General features: G+C 71.3%; 17 protein-coding genes. 4 read left to right on the top strand and 13 right to left on the bottom strand.

What is annotated here, in order from left to right:
* Positions 1-19: 19 nt before the first annotated feature.
* The 7 genes from ABZ471_RS23770 to mshD form a co-directional block, all read right to left on the bottom strand.
* Positions 20-1,186 (bottom strand): CHAD domain-containing protein, encoded by a 1,167-nt coding sequence (locus ABZ471_RS23770; RefSeq protein WP_359068801.1) that lies wholly within the window; start codon positions 1,184-1,186, stop codon positions 20-22.
* Positions 1,167-3,521 carry an RNA degradosome polyphosphate kinase gene (locus ABZ471_RS23765; RefSeq protein ID WP_359068800.1) on the bottom strand — a complete coding sequence of 785 codons (2,355 nt, stop codon included), beginning with the start codon at positions 3,519-3,521 and terminating at the stop codon, positions 1,167-1,169. Before ABZ471_RS23765 ends, ABZ471_RS23770 begins: the two co-directional genes overlap by 20 nt.
* A 180-nt stretch (positions 3,522-3,701) precedes the next feature.
* The gene (locus ABZ471_RS23760) at positions 3,702-4,562 is read right to left on the bottom strand and encodes a hypothetical protein (RefSeq protein ID WP_359068799.1); all 861 of its coding nucleotides are present in this window, start codon (positions 4,560-4,562) and stop codon (positions 3,702-3,704) included.
* The gene (locus ABZ471_RS23755; RefSeq protein ID WP_359068798.1) at positions 4,559-5,587 is read right to left on the bottom strand and encodes an ABC transporter permease; all 1,029 of its coding nucleotides are present in this window, start codon (positions 5,585-5,587) and stop codon (positions 4,559-4,561) included. The genes ABZ471_RS23760 and ABZ471_RS23755 overlap by 4 nt, the downstream gene beginning before the upstream one ends.
* Positions 5,584-6,480, bottom strand: coding sequence for an ABC transporter ATP-binding protein (locus ABZ471_RS23750; protein WP_359068797.1), 897 nt, complete (start codon positions 6,478-6,480; stop codon positions 5,584-5,586). The genes ABZ471_RS23755 and ABZ471_RS23750 overlap by 4 nt, the downstream gene beginning before the upstream one ends.
* Positions 6,477-6,863, bottom strand: a complete 387-nt coding sequence (locus ABZ471_RS23745; protein WP_359068796.1) for a GntR family transcriptional regulator — start codon at positions 6,861-6,863, stop codon at positions 6,477-6,479. Before ABZ471_RS23745 ends, ABZ471_RS23750 begins: the two co-directional genes overlap by 4 nt.
* Before the next feature lie 102 nt (positions 6,864-6,965).
* Complete coding sequence (gene mshD, locus ABZ471_RS23740; RefSeq protein ID WP_359068795.1) at positions 6,966-7,892, bottom strand: mycothiol synthase; 927 nt, start codon at positions 7,890-7,892, stop codon at positions 6,966-6,968.
* Positions 7,893-8,063: 171 nt separating this feature from the next.
* Here mshD and ABZ471_RS23735 point away from each other — a divergent pair, with 171 nt between their 5' ends.
* The 3 genes from ABZ471_RS23735 (at position 8,064) to ABZ471_RS23725 (ending at position 12,041) form a co-directional block, all read left to right on the top strand.
* Positions 8,064-9,857: a bifunctional metallophosphatase/5'-nucleotidase gene (locus ABZ471_RS23735; RefSeq protein ID WP_359068794.1), complete on the top strand. Its 1,794-nt coding sequence runs from the start codon at positions 8,064-8,066 to the stop codon at positions 9,855-9,857.
* A gap of 181 nt (positions 9,858-10,038) precedes the next feature.
* Positions 10,039-10,161: a hypothetical protein gene (locus ABZ471_RS23730; protein ID WP_359068793.1), complete on the top strand. Its 123-nt coding sequence runs from the start codon at positions 10,039-10,041 to the stop codon at positions 10,159-10,161.
* A 92-nt stretch (positions 10,162-10,253) separates the two neighbouring features.
* The gene (locus ABZ471_RS23725; RefSeq protein ID WP_359068792.1) at positions 10,254-12,041 is read left to right on the top strand and encodes an ABC transporter ATP-binding protein; all 1,788 of its coding nucleotides are present in this window, start codon (positions 10,254-10,256) and stop codon (positions 12,039-12,041) included.
* 59 nt (positions 12,042-12,100) lie between these two features.
* Here the strand turns inward: ABZ471_RS23725 and ABZ471_RS23720 are convergent, their stop codons facing one another.
* Positions 12,101-12,973: a helix-turn-helix domain-containing protein gene (locus tag ABZ471_RS23720; RefSeq protein ID WP_359068791.1), complete on the bottom strand. Its 873-nt coding sequence runs from the start codon at positions 12,971-12,973 to the stop codon at positions 12,101-12,103.
* 187 nt (positions 12,974-13,160) lie between these two features.
* Between ABZ471_RS23720 and ABZ471_RS23715 the strand changes: the two genes are divergently transcribed.
* On the top strand, positions 13,161-13,928 hold the full coding sequence (locus tag ABZ471_RS23715) for a D-Ala-D-Ala carboxypeptidase family metallohydrolase (protein WP_359068790.1): 768 nt from the start codon (positions 13,161-13,163) through the stop codon (positions 13,926-13,928).
* A gap of 103 nt (positions 13,929-14,031) precedes the next feature.
* Here ABZ471_RS23715 and ABZ471_RS23710 read toward each other — a convergent pair whose 3' ends face one another.
* From ABZ471_RS23710 to ABZ471_RS23690, 5 genes are all read right to left on the bottom strand, one after another.
* Positions 14,032-15,099, bottom strand: a complete 1,068-nt coding sequence (locus ABZ471_RS23710) for an N-acetylmuramoyl-L-alanine amidase (RefSeq protein WP_359068789.1) — start codon at positions 15,097-15,099, stop codon at positions 14,032-14,034.
* The gene (locus ABZ471_RS23705; protein ID WP_359068788.1) at positions 15,099-15,476 is read right to left on the bottom strand and encodes a hypothetical protein; all 378 of its coding nucleotides are present in this window, start codon (positions 15,474-15,476) and stop codon (positions 15,099-15,101) included. The genes ABZ471_RS23710 and ABZ471_RS23705 overlap by 1 nt, the downstream gene beginning before the upstream one ends.
* Positions 15,477-15,496: 20 nt before the next feature.
* Entirely contained in the window at positions 15,497-15,916 is a 420-nt protein-coding gene (locus ABZ471_RS23700) for a DUF2690 domain-containing protein (RefSeq protein ID WP_359068787.1), read from the bottom strand.
* Between the two features lie 26 nt (positions 15,917-15,942).
* Positions 15,943-16,374: a DUF2690 domain-containing protein gene (locus tag ABZ471_RS23695; protein ID WP_359068786.1), complete on the bottom strand. Its 432-nt coding sequence runs from the start codon at positions 16,372-16,374 to the stop codon at positions 15,943-15,945.
* A 143-nt stretch (positions 16,375-16,517) separates the two neighbouring features.
* Positions 16,518-18,566 (bottom strand): pectinesterase family protein, encoded by a 2,049-nt coding sequence (locus ABZ471_RS23690; protein WP_359068785.1) that lies wholly within the window; start codon positions 18,564-18,566, stop codon positions 16,518-16,520.
* Positions 18,567-18,617 lie beyond the last annotated feature (51 nt).

The raw sequence follows: 18,617 nt of genomic DNA, 5'->3' as shown, positions 1-18,617 counted from the left end.
ACCGCCTCCTCGGGAGGGTTCAGGGTGCGTTGACCGTCTGTCTCTGCCAGGCCTGCTGGAAGGCGAACCTGGCCGCCTCCACCTCGTGCCGCTGGTCGGCGTGGAGCACGCCGAGCGCGTACGCCGTGGCCGGGGCGATGCGGGGTGTGCGGGCCGCCTGCGCGGCCGCGGCGGCCGCCTCCGAGGCGTCCCGGTGCCGGTTCAGGGCCTGTCCCGCCGCCAGCAGACGCACGTCCACGGGGGCGGTGCCGCCGTAGAGCGTCTCGCGGGCGTAGCGGTGCAGGCGCAGCAGCAGCCGGACCTGGTGCCAGGGGCCGTCCTGGGGGTGCGGGGACGGGTCCGGGGACAGGCCGTGGACCAGGGCCTGCGCGTTGTAGGGGTGGCCCGCGGTGAGCAGCGGGAGGGCGGAGACGGCATCCGTGAGGCGTTCCTCGGCGGCCGCGGCGAGGGGGCGCAGGTCGGTGGCGTGGGCGGTGGGGGTGAGGGGGACTTCGCTGGCGAGTACGGCGACCTTGTCGGCGACCGCGTGGAAGCGGCTGGAGCCCAGGGCCTGGAGAGCCGTGGAGTGGGCGCGGGTCCGGGCCAGGGTCAGCTGTCGTTCCAGGAGCGCGCCCGCTTTTGCCGCACCTACGGTGAGGCTGCCGCGCTCGGGGGTGGCCGGCGGGCCGGCCGGGCCACCGGAGTTCTCGAGTACCGCTTTCAGCGCGGCGGGCGCCGCCCCGGCGGCACGACCGCCCGCGGCCACGTCCACGACGGCTGCCGTCGTCACGGCCTGTGCGGGCAGCGACGCGGAACCCGACAGCCGGTGCAGGGCCAGGAGCAGGCGTTCCAGGCGGGTCTCGTAGGCGTGTTCCAGGCCCAGCGTGCCGGAGAGCCAGGCCAGTTCGGGGCGCATCTCCTCAGACCAGTCCGTGTCGAGGAGGGGGCGGAAGGTGTGCAGGCTGCCGCTGATCCGGCGGGCCGAGCGGCGCAGGGCCCGGGCCGCGTCGACGGAGTCCTGCGTGCCGCCGTCTCCCGCGCCCGCGTACGCCCGCGCGGGCGTACCTCCGTGGCCGCCGCCCGTCTCGCGGTGCAGGCGCAGCGCGCGCAGGAACTCCGTTGCCTGGGCGCGCAGATAGCCCGCGAGGGCGTCCCCCGTCACCTCCGAGGCCGTGGGGTCCGTCGGGTCAAGGTGTTGCTGTGCCACGCCGGCGCCTCCGGGCGTCTATGAGCATCTCCTGAACGTTGCGCAGGGGCTGTCCGTCGGCGTCGGTCGCGTGCCGGGTCCACTCGCCGTCGGGGCCGAGGTGCCAGGAGGCGGTGCCGTCGGACATGCCGGTGTCGAGCAGCCGGTTCAGGGCTGCCCGGTGGCCGGGGTCGGTGACCCTGACCAGGGCCTCTATCCGGCGGTCGAGGTTGCGGTGCATCATGTCGGCGCTGCCGATCCATACCTCGGGCTCGCCGCCGTTGCCGAAGGCGAACACCCGGGAGTGTTCGAGGAAGCGGCCGAGGATCGAGCGGACCCGGATGTTCTCCGACAGACCCGCGACGCCCGGGCGGACGGCGCAGATGCCCCGCACCCAGACGTCCACCGGTACGCCCGCCTGGGACGCCCGGTAGCAGGCGTCGATGACCGCCTCGTCGACCATCGAGTTGACCTTGATGCGGACGAAGGCCGGACGGCCCGCCTGGTGGTGCTGGACCTCCTTGTCGATCCGCGAGATCAGGCCGTCGCGCAGGGACTTGGGCGCGACGAGGAGGCGGCGGTACGTCTCGCGGCGGGAGTAGCCGGAGAGACGGTTGAAGAGGTCGGAGAGGTCGGCGCCGACCTGCGGGTCGGCCGTCAGCAGGCCCAGGTCCTCGTACAGGCGCGCCGTCTTCGGGTGGTAGTTGCCCGTGCCGACGTGGCTGTAGCGCCGCAGCGTCTCGCCCTCCTGGCGGACCACCAGGGACAGCTTGCAGTGGGTCTTCAGGCCGACCAGGCCGTACACGACGTGGCAGCCGGCCTCCTCCAGCTTGCGCGCCCACTTGATGTTGGCGTGCTCGTCGAAGCGGGCCTTGATCTCGACCAGGACCAGGACCTGCTTGCCGGACTCGGCGGCGTCGATGAGGGCGTCGACTATCGGGGAGTCGCCGGAGGTGCGGTACAGGGTCTGCTTGATGGCGAGGACGTCCGGGTCGCCCGCCGCCTGCTCCAGGAAGGCCTGGACGGAGGTGGAGAAGGAGTCGTACGGGTGGTGCAGCAGCACGTCGCGCGCGCGCAGGGCCGCGAAGATGTCCGGCGCGGACGCCGACTCGACCTCGGCCAGGTCGCGGTGGGTGCCCGCGATGAACTTCGGGTACTTCAGCTCCGGGCGGTCCAGGCCGTGGATGCGGAACAGGCCGGTGAGGTCGAGCGGACCCGGCAGCGGGTACACCTCGGCCTCGGAGATCTTCAGCTCGCGCACGAGCAGGTCCAGCACCTCGCGGTCGATGGACTCCTCGACCTCCAGGCGCACCGGCGGCCCGAAGCGGCGCCGCATGAGCTCCTTCTCCAGGGCCTGGAGCAGGTTCTCCGCGTCGTCCTCCTCGACCTCCAGGTCCTCGTTCCGGGTCAGCCGGAAGGCATGGTGCTCCAGCACCTCCATGCCCGGGAACAGCTCCTCCAGGTGCGCGGCGATGACGTCCTCGATGGGGACGTACCGGCCGGGGCTGCTCTCCAGGAAGCGGGAGAGCAGCGGGGGCACCTTGACGCGGGCGAAGTGCTTGTGGCCGCTGACCGGGTTGCGTACGACGACGGCCAGGTTCAGGGACAGGCCGGAGATGTACGGGAACGGGTGCGCGGGGTCCACCGCCAGCGGGGTGAGGACCGGGAAGATCTGGTGCCGGAAGAGCGTGAAGAGGCGCGCCTGCTCCTTCTCGGCCAGCTCGTTCCAGCGGACCAGGTGGATGCCCTCCTCCGCGAGCGCGGGGGCGACGTCCTCGTGGTAGCAGGCGGCGTGCCGGGCCATCAGCTCGCGGGAGCGGGCCCAGATCATCTCCAGCACCTCGCGGGGCTGGAGGCCGGAGGCGGAACGGGTGGCGACGCCGGTGGCGATGCGGCGCTTCAGACCGGCCACCCGGACCATGAAGAACTCGTCCAGGTTGCTGGCGAAGATCGCGAGGAAGTTCGCGCGCTCCAGCAGGGGCGTGTTCGGGTCCTCGGCCAGCTCCAGAACACGTTCGTTGAACGCGAGCCAGCTGCGCTCCCGGTCGAGGAACCGACCCTGGGGCAGTGGAGCCCCGTCGCCCGGCGACTCCTCGTACGCGTCGAGGTCCGCGTCGATGTCGGGTTCCAGGTCGGAGACGTTCGCCGCGACGGTGTGGGGCCGGTGCGCGGCTATGGAGCCCACGGAGGGCTGGACGTGCTGGATCTCTGCCTGGGTGTCTTGCTGACTCATGACCCCATTCTTCCGCGCCACGGGCGAGACAGGCGCGTCGGAACGTGCGGGCGGGAGCGTCACGGTCCCGTTTCTCGCGGCCCGCTCGGGGGGCGGCGAAGGCTCTGGCACGACGGGGTTCATTGGCTGAGCGTCGCAAGTCTGGCTGAATCGATGGTTACGGCGACATGACGTGCGGGAAATCGAGGGGCGGCCCGAAGAAGTCCTTGACGCGGAAGTGAAGATTCCGTACGCGTGAAAACGACGATCCCGTACGTCTCTCCCCCCGTGGAAGGGACGTACGGGATCGTCGGTGCGCCGGTCTCAGGCGGCCCGGCGGCGCAGCACCGCGTATCCGGCGATGGTGGCGAGCACCGTCGCGGTCAGGACGATGCCGGTTTCCACCGACTGGAGCGGCCAGAAGTGGGACGCGGGGTGGTAGACGGCGAAATAGCCGTCGGCGTTCCGTCCCCAGTTCACCCGCCAGGTGCCGGCGGGCAGGTCCGGCTCGCTCGGCCAGGTGCGGGTGAGTGCCGGCCACAGGTCCGCGCGGTAGCGGCCGAGCAGGAAGCCGGTCAGCCACGTCGCGGCGACGGCGGTGCCCAGCGCGGGCAGGGTGCGGCGCAGCAGCAGTGCGGTGAGGGCGCCGAGCGCGAGGGCGCACAGTCCGTACGCCACCGTGAGCGGGCCGCGGGCCACGAACACGGCGCCCTCGTACCAGTGGGCGGTGGTCAGCAGGTCCTCGTTCGCCGACCAGCCCCAGCGGAACACCAGGACCAGGGCCAGCCCTCCGGCGGCGACGGCCAGGGCCGGCAGGGCGAGCTTGGCGGTCAGCCAGCGGGCCGGGGTGACGCCCTGGGTCCAGGCCAGGTGTGCGGTGCCGGACTCCAGCTCGCGGCCGATGAGCGCACCGCCCGCGAAGGCGGCCACCGCGAGGTAGCTGTAGCCGATCAGGGTGGCGGTCCAGCCGACCGTTCCGCTGTAGTCGAAGCTGTCGAAGGCGGCGGTGCACACGTCCACGTGGGCACAGGCCCGCTCGGCGCGGCGGGTGGCGGGCGCGGTGACCTCGTTCAGGTACACCAGCCAGCCGGCCGGCGCGACGACGGCGGCGGCCCAGACCAGCAGGGCGGTGCGGTGCAGTCGCAGCACGGTGCGGGGCAGGCCCTGGAGGGCGGTGGCGCTCACCGGGCGGCCTCGCCGGCGGTCCGGAGGGCGCCGGTCAGACGCCGGAGCACCAGGAATGCCGCCAGGGTCAGCAGGGCGGCCAGGGCCAGCAGGAAGGCGCTGGTGGTCAGCTGGAGCGGCCAGAAGTGCGCGTCGGGGTGGTAGGTGCGGAAGTAGCCGACGGCGCCCTGCTTCTCGAAGAGGCGCAGGCAGTCCTGGGGCGTGCTCGCGTAGCAGAAGGGCTCGGAGATGTGGCCGCCGGTGCGCGTGACCAGCCCCTGGTCGACCTCCAGGCCGGGCGAGGAGCCGCCGTAGCCCTGTTCGAGGCCGGTCACGCGGGTGACGGCCGGCCACAGGTGCGGCATGAGCCACTGCGCCAGGCCCCACAGGCCCGCGGTGGCGACCAGGGCGGTGGCCAGTGCGGGCAGGGCGCGGCGCAGCACCAGGCCGGCGAGAGCGCCCGCGACCAGGGCGGCGAGGGAGAGGGCGACGGTGGCGGGGCCGTTGGTGTGGAAGGTCCAGATGTCCCACCGGCTCGCCATGATGTCGACGCGGCCGTGGGCGGCCGACCAGCCCCATTGGTGCAGGAACACCAGCAGGCTCGTCCCCGTGGTGACCGCGAGGGCCGGCAGGGCGAGCTTGGCGGTCAGCCAGCGGGCCGGGGTGACGCCCTGGGTCCAGGCCAGGTGTGCGGTGCGGGACTCCAGCTCGCGGCCGGTGAGGGCGGCGCCCGCCCAGGCGGCGACCAGGTAGGGCAGCGCGGCCAGGGCGAACGTGAGGTAGCTGTACAGGTCCTTGTAGCGCAGGATCGCGTGCTGGTCGTAGGTGCACTTCCCGGACCACCCGCAGGCGTCGTACTGCCGCCAGCCGTTGGCCGCCGCGTCAGTGCCCGGTCCCCCGAGCCACAGCAGCAGGGCGGCGCAGACGATCACCAGGACCGCCCAGGAGACCAGGGCCGGCCGGTGCAGGCGCAGTACCCAGCGGGCCTGCCGCAGCCGGGTGGACGGGTGCCGGACGGCTGCCGGCGTGGTGGGCACGGCGCTCATGCGGCACTCTCCTGCGGTGCGGCCTCGGCGGGGGTGAGGGAAGGGGCCGCGGGGTTGCGCAGATGTGCGAGGACGAGTTCCTCCAGGGTCGGCGCGGAGGTGCGCCAGTCGCCCGCGAGCGGCCCGGCCGGGCGGATCAGCGCGGTCAGCTGGCGGCCGGTGACCCGGGACTCGACCACGGTGTGCGCGTCCAGGTCGGCGGCGTCGGCGGCACCGCTGATCCGCAGGTGGGCGGCGAGCAGGTCGTCGATCTCGCCGGCCAGGCGGATCCGGCCGTCGCCGACCAGCAGCAGGTGGTCGCAGGAGTCCTCAAGCTCGGCCACCACGTGCGAGGACATCACGATGGTGGTGCCGTACTGCGCGGCCTCGGCCATCAGGGCGCCCATCAGCTCGTGGCGGGCGAGCGGGTCGAGGTCGGCCATCGGCTCGTCCAGGAGCAGCAGTTCGGGCCGCTTGCCGAGGGCGAGGGCCAGCGCGACGCGGGTGCGCTGACCGCCGGACAGGGACCGTATGCGGGACCTCGGGTCCAGGTCGCCGCCGGCGACGACCCGCCCGGCGGTGGCCGCGTCCCAGCGCTCGGGGTTGAGGTCGGCGCCCATGCGCAGTGTCTCGGCGACCGTGAGCTGCGGGTACAGCGGTTTGTCCTGGGCGACGTAGCCGATCCGGTGGCGGGCCGCGGCGGGCGTGTTGCCGAGCACGGTCAGCCGGCCCTCGGTGGGCTGCAGCAGCCCGGCGGCGAGCGCGAGCAGCGTCGACTTGCCGGCGCCGTTGGGCCCGACGACGGCGCACACCCGCCCGGCGGGCAGCCGGACGGCCGAGTCGCGCAGCGCCCAGCCTCCCCGGCGCCCGAAACGTTTGCCGAGGCCGGTGGCCTCCAGAGCCGTGTCGCTCATGAGTGGTCTCCCTGGAAGTGCTTGTCGAGTACGGCGGTGAAGAGGGCCGCCACGTCGTCCCGGTCCAGGCCCGCCTCGGCGGCCTTCGCCGCCCATGCCTCCAGCTCGCCCCGCAGCGGGGAGTCGGCCGGGGCGGAGCCCAGTGCGCGTCGGACGAAGGTGCCGAGCCCGCGCCGTGCCTCGACCAGGCCCTCGCGCTCCAGCTCGCGGTAGGCCTTGAGGACGGTGTTGGGGTTGATGGCGGTGGCCTCGACGACCTCTCGGGCCGTCGGCAGCCGGTCGCCGGGCCGCAGCAGGCCCAGGCGGAGCGCCTGTTTGGTCTGCTGGACGATCTGCAGGTAGGTGGCGACCCCGCTGTGCCGGTCGATGCGGTATTCGACCACGCGTTGAACCACCCTTTCACTAATTGAGTAGTGAAAGCGTGGTGCAAGAGAGGGGCGACCGTCAAGGCGGCCGCCCCCCGGGTGGAGCTCTGTGGGCCTACGTCACGTTTCGGTGCGGTACATCAGATCGGTCTCGTGCGTCACGAACCCCAGCCGCTCGTAGACCGCCACCGCCGCCTTGTTGTCCGCGTCGACGTACAGCATCGCGGTCGGCAGTCCCTGCCCGGCCAGGTGGCGCAGGCCGATCGTGGTCAGGGCCTTGCCGAGGCCGCCGCCCTGCCGGCCGGGCCGGACCCCGAGCACGTACACCTCGCCGAGCCCCTCCTCGGCATGCACCTTGGTCCAGTGGAAGCCGACCAGCTCGCCGTCCCGCTCGGCCAGGAAGAACCCGGCCGGGTCGAACCACGGTTCGGCCTTGCGGTCGTCCAGGTCGCGCTGGGTCAGCGAGCCCTGTTCGGGGTGGTGCGCGAAGGCGGCCGCGTTGACGGCGAGCCAGGCCGTGTCGTCCTTGCCGGGCTCGAAGGTGCGCACGGTCACGCCCTCCGGCAGCGTCGGGTCGGGCAGCTCCAGGTCGGTCAACGACCGCCGCATCTGGCGCAGTTCGCGGAAGAGCGTGAGCCCCAGGACCTGCGCGAGGTGCCGCGCCGCGGAGTGCCCGCCGTGCGCCCACACCCGTAGCCGCTTGCCGGACGCGGCGAGCAGCGCCGAGCCCAGCGCCCGCCCGTGCCCGTGCCCGCGGTGCGCGGGGTGGACGACCAGTTCGGCGGCCGGCGCCTCCACCGGGTCGGTGTCCTCCAGCTGGGCGTAGCCGACGAGTTCGTCCCCGACGGTCAGCAGCAGATGCGACACGCCGGGGCGGGCACCCCCGCGCAGCTGGAGCCGCCCCTGCTCCGACACGGACTGCTGCCCGTCGACATGGGCGGCCTCGGCGAGCAGCCCGAGCACGGCCTCGGCCTGGTCCGGGTCGAGTTCGGAGCGGGTCTCGATGGCACGGGAGGTATAGGGCCGCAGGGCGTCGTCGCTGCTCATGCGTACGAGGGTACGGGGCGGCCGGGGTGAAGTGCCGACAGCGCAGCAGGTAAAGGAATAGGCAAAGGGAAACCAGGATGTAACCGGGAACCACCTGTCGCGCTACGCGCGTTGACCCTAGGCTGCGCGGCGAACGGGCCACTAACCACAGTCGACCCACAGGGGGGTCCCATGACAGCCGCGCCCCGGCGCACCAGACGTCGTACCTACGCGTTCCTCGGCACGGCCGCCGCGCTCGCCACCGCCGCCGCCCTGGCCGCCGCGCTTCCCGCGCAGGCACACGCCGACCAGAGCGGGCACGGGCGCCCGAGCCGTTACCAGGACGTCCAGCTCCTCTCCTTCAACGACCTGCACGGCAACCTCGAACCCCCGTCCGGTTCCTCCGGCCGGGTCACCGAACTCCAGCCCGACGGCACGACGAAGACGATCGACGCGGGCGGTGTCGAGTACCTCGCCACCCACCTCCGCCAGGCCCGCGAGGGCCACCCGTACTCGGTCACCGCGGCCGGCGGCGACATGGTCGGCGCCTCCCCGCTGCTGTCCGGCCTCTTCCACGACGAGCCCACCATCGAGGCGCTCAACAAGCTGAAGCTGGACGTCACCTCGGTCGGCAACCACGAGTTCGACGAGGGCGCGAAGGAGCTGGGCCGCCTGCAGAACGGCGGCTGCCACCCGACGGACGGCTGCTACACGGACAAGAGGTTCAAGGGCGCGAACTTCCCGTACCTGGCCGCGAACGTCCTGAACGAGAAGTCCGGCAAGCCGATCCTGAAGCCGTACTGGGTCTGGAAGAAGAAGGACGTCAAGATCGGCTTCATCGGCGTCACCCTGGAGGGCACGCCCGGCATCGTCTCCGCCGACGGTGTCAAGGGTCTGACCTTCAAGGACGAGGTCGAGACGATCAACAAGTACGCCAAGGTGCTGCAGCGCCAGGGGGTCCAGTCGATCGTGGCCCTGATCCACGAGGGCGGCTTCCCGGCGTCCGGCGCGTACAACTACGACTGCGACTCACCGGGCGCGGGCAACGGCATCTCGGGCCCGATCACGGACATCGCGAAGAACGTGACGCCCGCCGTCGACGCCCTCGTCACCGGCCACACCCACGCCGCCTACGTCTGCACGATCCCCGACCCGTCGGGCCGGCCCCGCATGGTCACCTCGGCGGCGTCCTTCGGTCGCCTCTACACGGACACCACGCTGACGTACGACCGCTACACCGGCGACATCGCGCGTACGGCCGTGAAGTCCGCGAACCGCGTGGTCACCCGGGACGTCCCGAAGGCCGCGGACATGACGGACCTGATCTCCCGCTGGAACACCCTGGCGGCCCCCATCGGCAACCGTGCCATCGGCTACATCTCCGCCGACGTCAACAACACCGGCACCGAGTCCCCGATGGGCGACCTGATCGCAGACGCGCAGCTCGCCCACGGCCGGGAGCTGGACCCGAAGACCAGCCTCGCCCTGATGAACCCGGGCGGCGTGCGGGCGGGCCTGACGTACGCGGCCAAGGGGGCGGAGGGCGACGGGGTCGTCACCTACGCCGAGGGCTTCACGGTCCAGCCCTTCGCCAACACCGTGAACCTCCAGGACTTCACCGGCGCGCAGCTGATCCAGGTGCTCAAGGAGCAGGTGAGCGGGGTCAACGCGGCGGCCCCGAAGATCCTGCAGCCCTCGGCCGGTCTCACGTACACCCTGGACCTCACCAAGTCCGGCGCGGACCGCGTGGTCACCGACTCCATCCGCCTGAACGGCGCCCCCGTCGACCCGACGGCCACCTACCGCGTCGCCACCAACAGCTTCCTGGCGGGCGGCGGCGACGGCTTCCCGACCCTGGGCCAGGGCACGAACGACCTGGTGGGCAGCGACGACCTGGGCGCCCTGGAGAAGTACCTGACGGCGAACTCCTCCGCCGCCTCCCCGCTCGCACCGCCGGTGGCGAACCGGATCACGGTCGTGCAGTAAAAGCCGTGCTGTGAATTCCGTGCAGTAAAACCTGTGTGAATACCACTGTAGTTCCGGAATGACCCTGAGAATTGATCTCAGGGTCATTTCATTTAAGTCTCAGCAGAATTGGCCTTTTCTGGCTCCCGGCTCCCGTAATGTTTTCCATGTCGAAAGCGAACGACTCGGAAAGGGAAATCCAATGAGCCTTCACAAGATCGTCCCGGTCAAGAAGCACTGCAAGCCCGCCTCGGCCCCGAAGAAGGCGGCTCCGAAGAAGCCCGCGCCCGCGCCGAAGCGCCGGCCGGTCGGGAACAAGGGCTGAGGCAGATCGCCGCGAGGCGGGGTCACCGGGTGCGTGCTCGTACCGGTGCCCCCGCCTCGGCCATATCCACAGCTGTGGAAAGGAAAGGGTCGATGGTGAGGGAAGCCCGCGAGGCGTTCCGCCGGTTCTGGCCGCTGACCCGCGGCGACCGCGGATGGCTGGCCGTGATCGTGGCCTGCGTGGTGGTCGCCGCGCTCGCGGAGACCGCGGCGATCCTGCTGTTCGCCCAGTTGACCGACCACGCCTTGAAGGCCGGTTCCCTGGCTGCCTTCTGGGGCCCGGCCGGCGCCTGTCTCGGGGTGGCCGCGCTGGCCGCGCTGGTCGGCTATCTCGGCAACTCGCTGGCCACCTGGACCGCGGAGAGATTCGTCCTGCGGCTGCGGGCCGGCGTGTTCCGGCATGTGCAGGACCTGCCCCCGCACTTCTTCCAGAAGCACCGGCAGGGAGACCTGGTCGAGCGGCTCACCGGGGACGTCGAGGCCATCGAGCAGATGGTGGTGTCCGGTGTGGTGGGCGCGGTCTCGGCGGGCTTCTCCGCCGTCTTCTACGCGACCGCGGCCCTCTGGCTGCGCTGGGACCTGGCGCTGGCCACCTTCGTCCTCGCGCCCCTGTTCCTCTTCGCCGCCCGCCGCTTCTCCGGGCGCATCCAGGAGGCGTCCCGGGACGAGCGGGCCGCCGACGGCGCGATCACCTCGGTGGTGGAGGAGGCACTGGGCAACGTCGTGCTCACCCAGGCCTACAACCGGCAGCGGGACGAGGAGCGGCGGCTCGACCGCGAGGCCCGCGCCTGGATGCGGGCCAGTGTGCGCGGGGCCCGGCTGAGCGAGCGGTACGAGCAGTTCGTCGAGGTCGTCGAGACGCTGTGTGTGCTCGCGGTGATCGGCCTCGGGGTGTGGGAGATCTCGGCCCACCGGATGAGCCTCGGTCAGCTGCTCGCCTTCGCCGCCTTCCTCGGGTATCTGTATCCGCCGATCCGCAGCCTCGGCGTGCTCGGGCTCACGCTCACCGCGGCCACCGCGGGGGCGCGGCGCATCGGGGAGATCCTCGACGCCGAGCCCGCCGTCGCGGACCCCGCCGAACCGCTCGCCCCGTGGTCGGTGCGCGGCCGGGTCGGCTTCCACGGCGTCTCCTTCCGTTACCCGGAGTCCCGCCGCGCCGGCCTGCGGGACGTGAGCCTCACCGCGGGACCGGGCGAGCTGGTCCTGGTCACCGGCGCGAGCGGCGCCGGCAAGTCCACCCTCGCCAAGCTCCTGACGCGCTTCTACGACCCCTCGGCCGGCGTCGTCACCCTCGACGGCGTCCCGCTCACCGACGTACCCCTGCACTTCCTGCGTGAGCAGATCGCCCTGCTGCCGCAGCAGACGCTGATCCTCAACGGCACCATCCGCGAGAACATCGGCTGCGGCCGCCCCGGCGCCACCGACACCGAGATCGAGCAGGCGGCCCGGGAGGCGGCGGCGCACGACTTCATCACCACCCTCCCCGAGGGCTACGACACCCCCCTCGCCCCCGGCACGGCCGCCCTCTCCGGCGGTCAGCTCCAGCGCATCGCGATCGCCCGCGCGATGCTCCGCCGTGCCCCGGTCCTCGTCCTGGACGAGCCCACGGCGGGCCTGGACGCGGTCGCCGCCCGGCAGGTCGTACAGCCCCTGCGCCGGCTGATGGCGGGCCGTACGACGATCATGATCACCCACGACCTGAGCCTCGCGCCCGACGCGGACAGGATCCTCGTCGTCGACCGTGGGCGGCTGGTGGAGACGGGCACCCATGAGGAACTGGTCGCGAAGGGAGGTGCCTACGCGGCGCTCGCCGAGCCGCTGCCGGACGCCGTGGCCGACGCGCCGCCGGCCACCGACGAGACCATGGTCCTCAGGTGGTAGCCGATCGTCGGGCAGTGCTCCTGAGGGTGTGACCCACGGTCTCGGGAAGGGCGGTCCTGTCAGGGCGCCGGCGGCTTGTCGGTCGGGGTGCATTCCGTGTCGTGCTGGCGGGGGATCTTTCCGCAGATCGTGATGGTGGAGGCGGGGGCGCCGGCGGTGGAGAGCATGCGGGTGTAGGTGTCGGTGCCGACCCGGATGGTGGCGTCCTCGGTGCGGCCCCAGCGGTCGGTGATGGAGACGGCGTCGCCGACGGTGCCGTTTTCTATGCGGCCCCAGACGGCTTTGCAGCGGGCGCTGTAGCGCAGCTGGATCTGCAGACCGCGCAGCCAGGTCTCGCGTGCGGTGACGGCATCCCACTGGCAGTTCTTGGCCTGGGGTTCGCCCTCGAGGCAGCTGTCGCCCCGGCAGTCGGGTTCGGGGTCGGGGGAGGCGGCCGCGACGGGGGCGGCGATCCCGCGGGCCGGGTTCGACCGGGGCGTGGTCGTGGCAGCGTGGCCGTTGTCCGTGAGCAGGACGGTGCCGAGGGCCCCGAGGAGGGCGCCGGAGACGACGTAACAGAGGGGCAGGAGCCGGTGCAGCCGGTGGCCCCGGTTTTCCTTGGGGGCGACAGCCTCCCGGTTGTCGTCCATGGCCGGGAGCGTGTCCCGCGGTGTCTCGGCCAGCTCGCGGGACATCGTGTCGAGGGCGTCCCAGAGGGCGAGGAGCGGGGCGGGTTCCTCGCCCACGGCGGCCGCCAGCTGCTCCACCGCGACACGGGTGGGCAGTTGCTTGCCGTTCAGGAACCGCTCCCACGACGAGCGGCTGTAGTGCGTACGGCTCGCGAGGCGCCCGTAGCTGAGTCCGGAAGCGTCCTTCATCCGGCGCAGCTCCGCGAGCAGCCGTTCTCTGGCACCGACGGACGAACCGCTGTCGCCCTTGTCCCCCACGCTCACAAGTCCCCCTGGTTTTCTCCTGGTCATGAGCATTTTGCGGGCGCCCACCGACACCCCGACGCCGCCCAGACGGTGATGTGCGTCACGGGATGTCCCAGACGTCTCTGGGATCCCGTGAACCCTGGTGGGACGACGCCCCGCCGACCACGCTGGTGGACGTTTCCCGCCACTCGTTCAGGAGCGTGACGTGACCCATTCCTCCCTCGACCGCCGCGGTTTCCTCCGCCTCGGCACCGGCGCCGTCGCCGCCGCGGCCGGACTCGCCGTCGTCGCGGACCTCGGCCTGGCCGGCCCTGCCTCCGCCTACGGCTGGGGCCGCACCCTCTCGCAGGGTTCCTCCGGCGGCGACGTCGCCGAACTCCAGATCCGCGTTGCGGGCTGGGCCGCGGACTCCGCGTCGCAGACCTACGTGGCCGTCGACGGCTCGTTCGGTCCGAGTACGGACGCGGCGCTGCGGCGCTTCCAGTCGGCGTACGGGCTGTCGGCGGACGGCATCGCCGGGCCGCAGACGTTCTCCGTGCTCAACAGCCTGGAGAAGTCCGACGGTTCGACCGCGCACTTCGACTTCTCGGAGTTCACCAGCCACGACGGCTCCGGCTTCGGCGGCGGCAAGGTCGGCGCGAGCGAGGTGAAGGAGAACGTACGGCGGACCATGTACAAGCTGGAGGCGCTGCGCAAGAAGGCCGGCGGCAGCGCGGTCACCATCAATTCCGGCTTCCGCAGCGTCGCGTACAACGCCTCGGTCGGCGGTGCGTCCAACTCGATGCACGTCTACGGTGTGGCGGCCGACCTCGCCGTCTCCGGCCACTCCACGCTGCAGGTGTACCGGATCGCCGAGACGTGCGGCTTCTCGGGCCTGGAGACGTACACCGTGTCCTGGCAGCACGTGGACAGCCGGGTCGAGCACTCCGGCTACGGTTCCGGCTTCTGGTGGTGGCAGGACGGCGTGGCGTAAGCAGGCCGCGCGCGGACGAGGGTGCCCCCGCAGAGCAGGTTCTGCGGGGGCACCCTCATGTCGTCGTACGGACGACGTGTCTCACGCGCGTCTCATGCGCGTCTCATGCCACCAGGCGGCTCCAGGTCCGCGCGTCCACGACGCCGTCGGCGGGCAGGCCTGCCGAGGACTGGAAGGATCGCACCCCGGCGGCGGTGTTGGGCCCGAAGGCGCCGTCCACCGTGGTGGCGATGGAGTGGGCGGTGAGCTGGCTCTGCACCGCCTTCACGGCGCTGCCCGAGGCGCCGTTCGCGAGCGGCGCCACCGCCTGGTTCCACGTCTGGTTGCCCGCGATGCCGTCGGCGGCGGCGTGCGAGGTGTTCTGGAAGGCGGTGACCGCGGCCTGCGTGGCCGGACCGTAGGAGCCGTCGACGGTGAGCGACTGCCCGCGCTGGACCAGCAGATACTGCAGCGTCCGCACCCTCTCGCCGGTTGCACCGACGGAGAGCATCGGCCAGACCGGGGCGGTCGGATCACCGCCGATGCGGGCGGCGACGTCCTTGCGGATCTGCGGGATGAGCGCATAGAGGCGGTCGCCCGGGCACTCGGTGTTGTTGAAGTCCCGGTGCCCGTAGACCTGGTAGGCGCGCAGGCCGTACTGCCGGCAGATGTACGTGATCAGGTCCACCAGAGCCGCGTACTGCGTGCCGAGCGGATCGACCGTGCTGTACGTGCCCTCGTTCTCGATGCCGATCGCCACCGTGTTCTGCCCGGTGCAGTGCGCCGACTCCACATGCTGCGTGCCCGACTGCAGCGTGGACAGACTGCTGTGACGGCCTTCCGCGATGTAGCCGCCCCGGCTGATCGTGAAGTGCTGCCCGGTGTCGATCCAGCCCTCGCTGTCCATCTGGTACGTCTGCATCGCGCGGGCCAGCGCGTAGGCGTGGGCCTGGGAGTAGTCGGTGACGTTGTCGGTCGCGGTGTGGTGGACGATGACCTTGTCCGGGGCGCTCCCGATGACGTTGAGTGCCTTCGACGGCGGCCGGGCGCCCCACGTTTCGGTCCCGGCGATGGTCGGACCGCTCGCGGCCCGCGCGGTCCCGGCGCCGAGCCCCGACGCCATCAGGGTGCCGGCACCGATCGCGAGCGCCCCGGTGAGGACCGTACGGCGGCGGGGTGTGGGCGTCGGCATCAGCAGGGCTCCAGTCCGGCGGGCGGGTCGGAGGGGGTGTTGACGTTGCCGCCCCACGAGTAGACGTCGTAGTACTGGGTGCTGGTGCCGGGGTCATGGACGTTGCCCTTGTACCAGACGTCCGTGTGGTAGTGCCCGTCGTCCACGTAGGTGCCGCGGGAGTAGCAGTAGATCCAGAAATCCAGCGTCTGGGTGGTGATCCCGCGCGACCCGCTGGAGGTGGAAGGGCCGTTCCGCAGACGCGAGTTGGCGTCGATCGGGTAGTGCTGCCAGTCGTACGCCTGCGCCGTCGGCGCGGAGACGGCGAGGCCGGCCATCGAGGTGAGGGCGACGGTGAGGGAGGCGGCCGCAGTGCCGGCCTTGTGTCGGAAACGCATGTTCAGCTCCATGGGAAGGTTCAGAACCAGTCCGTGCAGATCTTGTTGTTGCCGTGGTCGTCGTACTGGCAGGCGTGGGACTGGAGATCGGCGTCCTGGATCATGGCCGTCCACTGGCTGTATGTGCCGGTGGGGATGAAGGAGTAGCCGAAGTACCGGTTGTTCATGACCTCGTACTTGTAGAAGGGCACGGGGTTCTTCACCCGGGCCCAGGCGGTACGGCAGTACGGGCTGTAGCGCAGTTCGACGCCGGTGTACGTGGTGTGCACGGTCTCCGCGTCGTTCTGGCAGACGGTGGTGGCGGGGTCCAGGCCGTCGCACAGGTCCGTCTGGCACCAGGTGGCCGCGGACGAGGGCGAGGCGGCGCCGAGGACCAGTCCGGACGCGGCGAGCAGCAGCGAGGCGCCGAGCGGGGCGAGCCGCCGGGGAAGGGTGCGCATGGCGGGGTGGGTCCTTCCGGGGGCCGTCAGTACTTGGCCGTGCAGTTGTAGCCGCCGTCGACTCCGACGCTGTCGCAGGCCCGGGCCCAGATGTCCTTGTCATTCACCATCGCGGTGAAGTAGTTCCCCGACGCGTTGCTCGGGACGTCCACGGAGTACGCCTGGCCGTTCTCGTTCTCGACCCAGAGCGAGTCCACACCGCCGTTGAGCCCGCCGGCCCGTCGCCCCCAGGCGGCACGGCAGGTGGGGCTGTAGCGCAGCTCGATGCCGCTCCAGGTCGTGTCGATCGTTCTCGCGTCGTTCGCGCAGATCGTGTTGGCTGGATTGAGGCCGTCGCAGGTGGACCCGTAGCAGCGGGTCGCGGCCGAGGCGGGCGACGCGACGCCGAACAGCAGGCCGGAGGCGGCGAGGGCCATGACGGCGCCGGTCGTACCGAGACGGCGGGGCAGGGAAGGCATGCGGAACTCCGTTGTCTTCAGAGGGAGATCGAGCTGGCTCGGTTACCGAGCCAGCTCAATCTCCACCGCCGCTCCGCGTCCCGGTAACCGTCCCGCGTCCAAGGGACGTCCCAGAGACAGCCGTTGGGTTGGCCTTCGGGTGGTCAGGAACCCGTGGGGGTCCAGTCCCCGAGCCAGTCCGCGACCTCCTGCTGCGCGGCCTGGGCGTCGGTCAGCTGCGGCCGGTCGGCGCTCCCGCTGCCCGCTCCCGCCCCGCTGTTCCTGTACTCGGCGAACCGGTCGTCCTTCCAGGAGAAGCCGCCCATGTCCGACCAGGGGATGGACCTGATCGCCGCGTTCAGGGTGCTGTTGCGGACCGTGGTCTGCGGGTCGACGGTCGTGTCGCCGCCGGGGTGCCAGTTGCGGCCGAGGAAGAAGGAGGCGGCGGAGACGTCACCGTTCACCGTGGACCGGTTGATCAGGATGCCCTTGCGGCCCGAGGGGGTCGAAGGGGCCGTGACATAGCCGGCGGAGGTGCCGTTCCAGCGCTTCTTCAGCGTGATGACCGATCTGTCGATGACGGCGGTGGCCCGGCCGAAGACGAAGTCGACGTTGCCGGTGATGTAGGAGTTGGCGACGTAGACGCGGCCGGGCTTGTCCTTGGCGGCGGTCTCCATCTCCAGGGTGTCCTGGTCGCCGTTGACGATGACCGAGTCGAGCACGACCTTGTCGGCCGACGTCAGCAGCGCGACCGCCTGGCCCGCGATGTCCTGGTGCTTGGCCTCGTCGAAGTCGTTGGTGACGGTCAGGTTGCGCAGCTGTGAGTCGTCGGCCTGCACCGAGACCGTGGCGCTGCCCGGGGTGCCGTAGGTCCCGGAGCCGTCGGGCTTGGTGGTCCCCGCCGCGTTGTTGTAGACGATCACCGTGTCCCTACGGCTGCCGCCCGCTCCCTGGATGGTGACGTGCGGCTTGCCGGCCGGCACCTTCACGGTCTCCCGGTACGTGCCCGGCTTCACGGCGATGACGACCCGGGAGGGGTTGTTCGCGGGTACGGCGTCCACAGCGGCCTGCACGGTCCGGTACTGCCCGGAACCGTCCTGGGCGACGGTCAGGGTGGTGACGGCGGCCTTGGTGCTGTCGGCCGTGCCGAGTGAACTGCGTGGCCCGGCACCGGACGTGACGAGAGCCGGGACATCGGCGGCCTTGTCGAGGGTGTAGCCGTAGAAGCTCTTCGGGTTCCAGGACGCGCCCGTGCCCCCGCTCTCGTTGCGTCCGCTCGTCCCGGAGAACACGTTGCCGCGCTGGACGAGCGTGGCCGTGCCGTCCCTGATCACCGGGTTGTTCATGCCCTGGAAGTAGGAGTTCTCCAGCAGCATGTTGGTCTTCCCGCGGGAGTAGTTGCCGTACGAGGACGTGATGTCCGTCCCCGCCACGTCCTCCAGGAAGTTGTTGTAGAGGTGCGCGTGGGCCACGTTGTCCGTGGACGGGTTGCGCTGCTCGGTCTCGCGGATCCAGTTGTGGTGGATCGTGAGGTCCGCGGTGACGTGGTCGGTCCAGCCGATGCCGAAGGCCTTGTTCTCCTGGCTGAGCTTGTTCCACGACACGGTCAGGTAGGTGGTGTCCTTACGGCTGTCGATGAGCCCGTCGGCCATGTGCCGGATGTCGTTGTGGTCGATCCAGACGTGGTGCGCGCCGTCCATCTGGATCCCGTCGAAGTCGTGCTCCTTGTCGTTCCACTCGCCCTGGTACGCGTCCCGGATGGTCAGGTTCCGGATGATCACGTTGTGCACGCCCGGCCCGAGGAAGAAGCCGCCGCCGACGATCTGCCCGGTGGTACCGGAGCCGATGATGGTCTTGTCCGACCGAACCTTGATCTCCTTGCCGACGGGGTCCATGTCGATGGCGGCGGCGACGACGATGATGTACGGATCGGCGGCCGTCGCGTACTTCTCGAGATCGGCGAGGGTCTTCACCGTGACGATCCGGCCGCCGCGCCCTCCGTATGTCCCCTTCTGCCCGAGGGCGTCGACGGAGGCGAACCCGTCGGCCGTGGCGGTGGCCCATGCGGGTACGGCGGTGGCGGCGGAGGCCTGCGGCTGCGTGCCGGCACCGAACAGGCCGTACGTCACGGCCCCGGCGGCGGTCAGCGCGAGCGGCAGCCCGAGGGCGAGGGTCCTGCGGCGCCGGCGGTGGCGGGGGGTGCGGGTGCTCATGGGCGACTCCAGTCCCGTTGGTCGTGTGGGGTGACCTGGAGTCGCCGCGAG

Source organism: Streptomyces sp. NPDC005728 (genome assembly GCF_040630895.1).
GTDB lineage: Bacteria > Actinomycetota > Actinomycetes > Streptomycetales > Streptomycetaceae > Streptomyces.
This window is presented reverse-complemented; position numbering and strand designations above follow the sequence as displayed.

Excerpts from the sequence above, each read along its gene's own strand:
- mshD (WP_359068795.1), bottom strand. The coding sequence starts at position 7,892 with ATGAGCAGCGACGACGCCCTGCGGCCCTATACCTCCCGTGCCATCGAG.
- ABZ471_RS23750 (WP_359068797.1), bottom strand. The coding sequence starts at position 6,480 with ATGAGCGACACGGCTCTGGAGGCCACCGGCCTCGGCAAACGTTTCGGG.
- ABZ471_RS23730 (WP_359068793.1), top strand. The coding sequence starts at position 10,039 with ATGAGCCTTCACAAGATCGTCCCGGTCAAGAAGCACTGCAAGCCCGCC.
- ABZ471_RS23710 (WP_359068789.1), bottom strand. The coding sequence starts at position 15,099 with ATGCCGACGCCCACACCCCGCCGCCGTACGGTCCTCACCGGGGCGCTC.
- ABZ471_RS23705 (WP_359068788.1), bottom strand. The coding sequence starts at position 15,476 with ATGCGTTTCCGACACAAGGCCGGCACTGCGGCCGCCTCCCTCACCGTC.
- ABZ471_RS23735 (WP_359068794.1), top strand. The coding sequence starts at position 8,064 with ATGACAGCCGCGCCCCGGCGCACCAGACGTCGTACCTACGCGTTCCTC.
- ABZ471_RS23695 (WP_359068786.1), bottom strand. The coding sequence starts at position 16,374 with ATGCCTTCCCTGCCCCGCCGTCTCGGTACGACCGGCGCCGTCATGGCC.
- ABZ471_RS23700 (WP_359068787.1), bottom strand. The coding sequence starts at position 15,916 with ATGCGCACCCTTCCCCGGCGGCTCGCCCCGCTCGGCGCCTCGCTGCTG.
- ABZ471_RS23765 (WP_359068800.1), bottom strand. The coding sequence starts at position 3,521 with ATGAACCCCGTCGTGCCAGAGCCTTCGCCGCCCCCCGAGCGGGCCGCG.
- ABZ471_RS23690 (WP_359068785.1), bottom strand. The coding sequence starts at position 18,566 with ATGAGCACCCGCACCCCCCGCCACCGCCGGCGCCGCAGGACCCTCGCC.
- ABZ471_RS23725 (WP_359068792.1), top strand. The coding sequence starts at position 10,254 with ATGGTGAGGGAAGCCCGCGAGGCGTTCCGCCGGTTCTGGCCGCTGACC.
- ABZ471_RS23755 (WP_359068798.1), bottom strand. The coding sequence starts at position 5,587 with ATGAGCGCCGTGCCCACCACGCCGGCAGCCGTCCGGCACCCGTCCACC.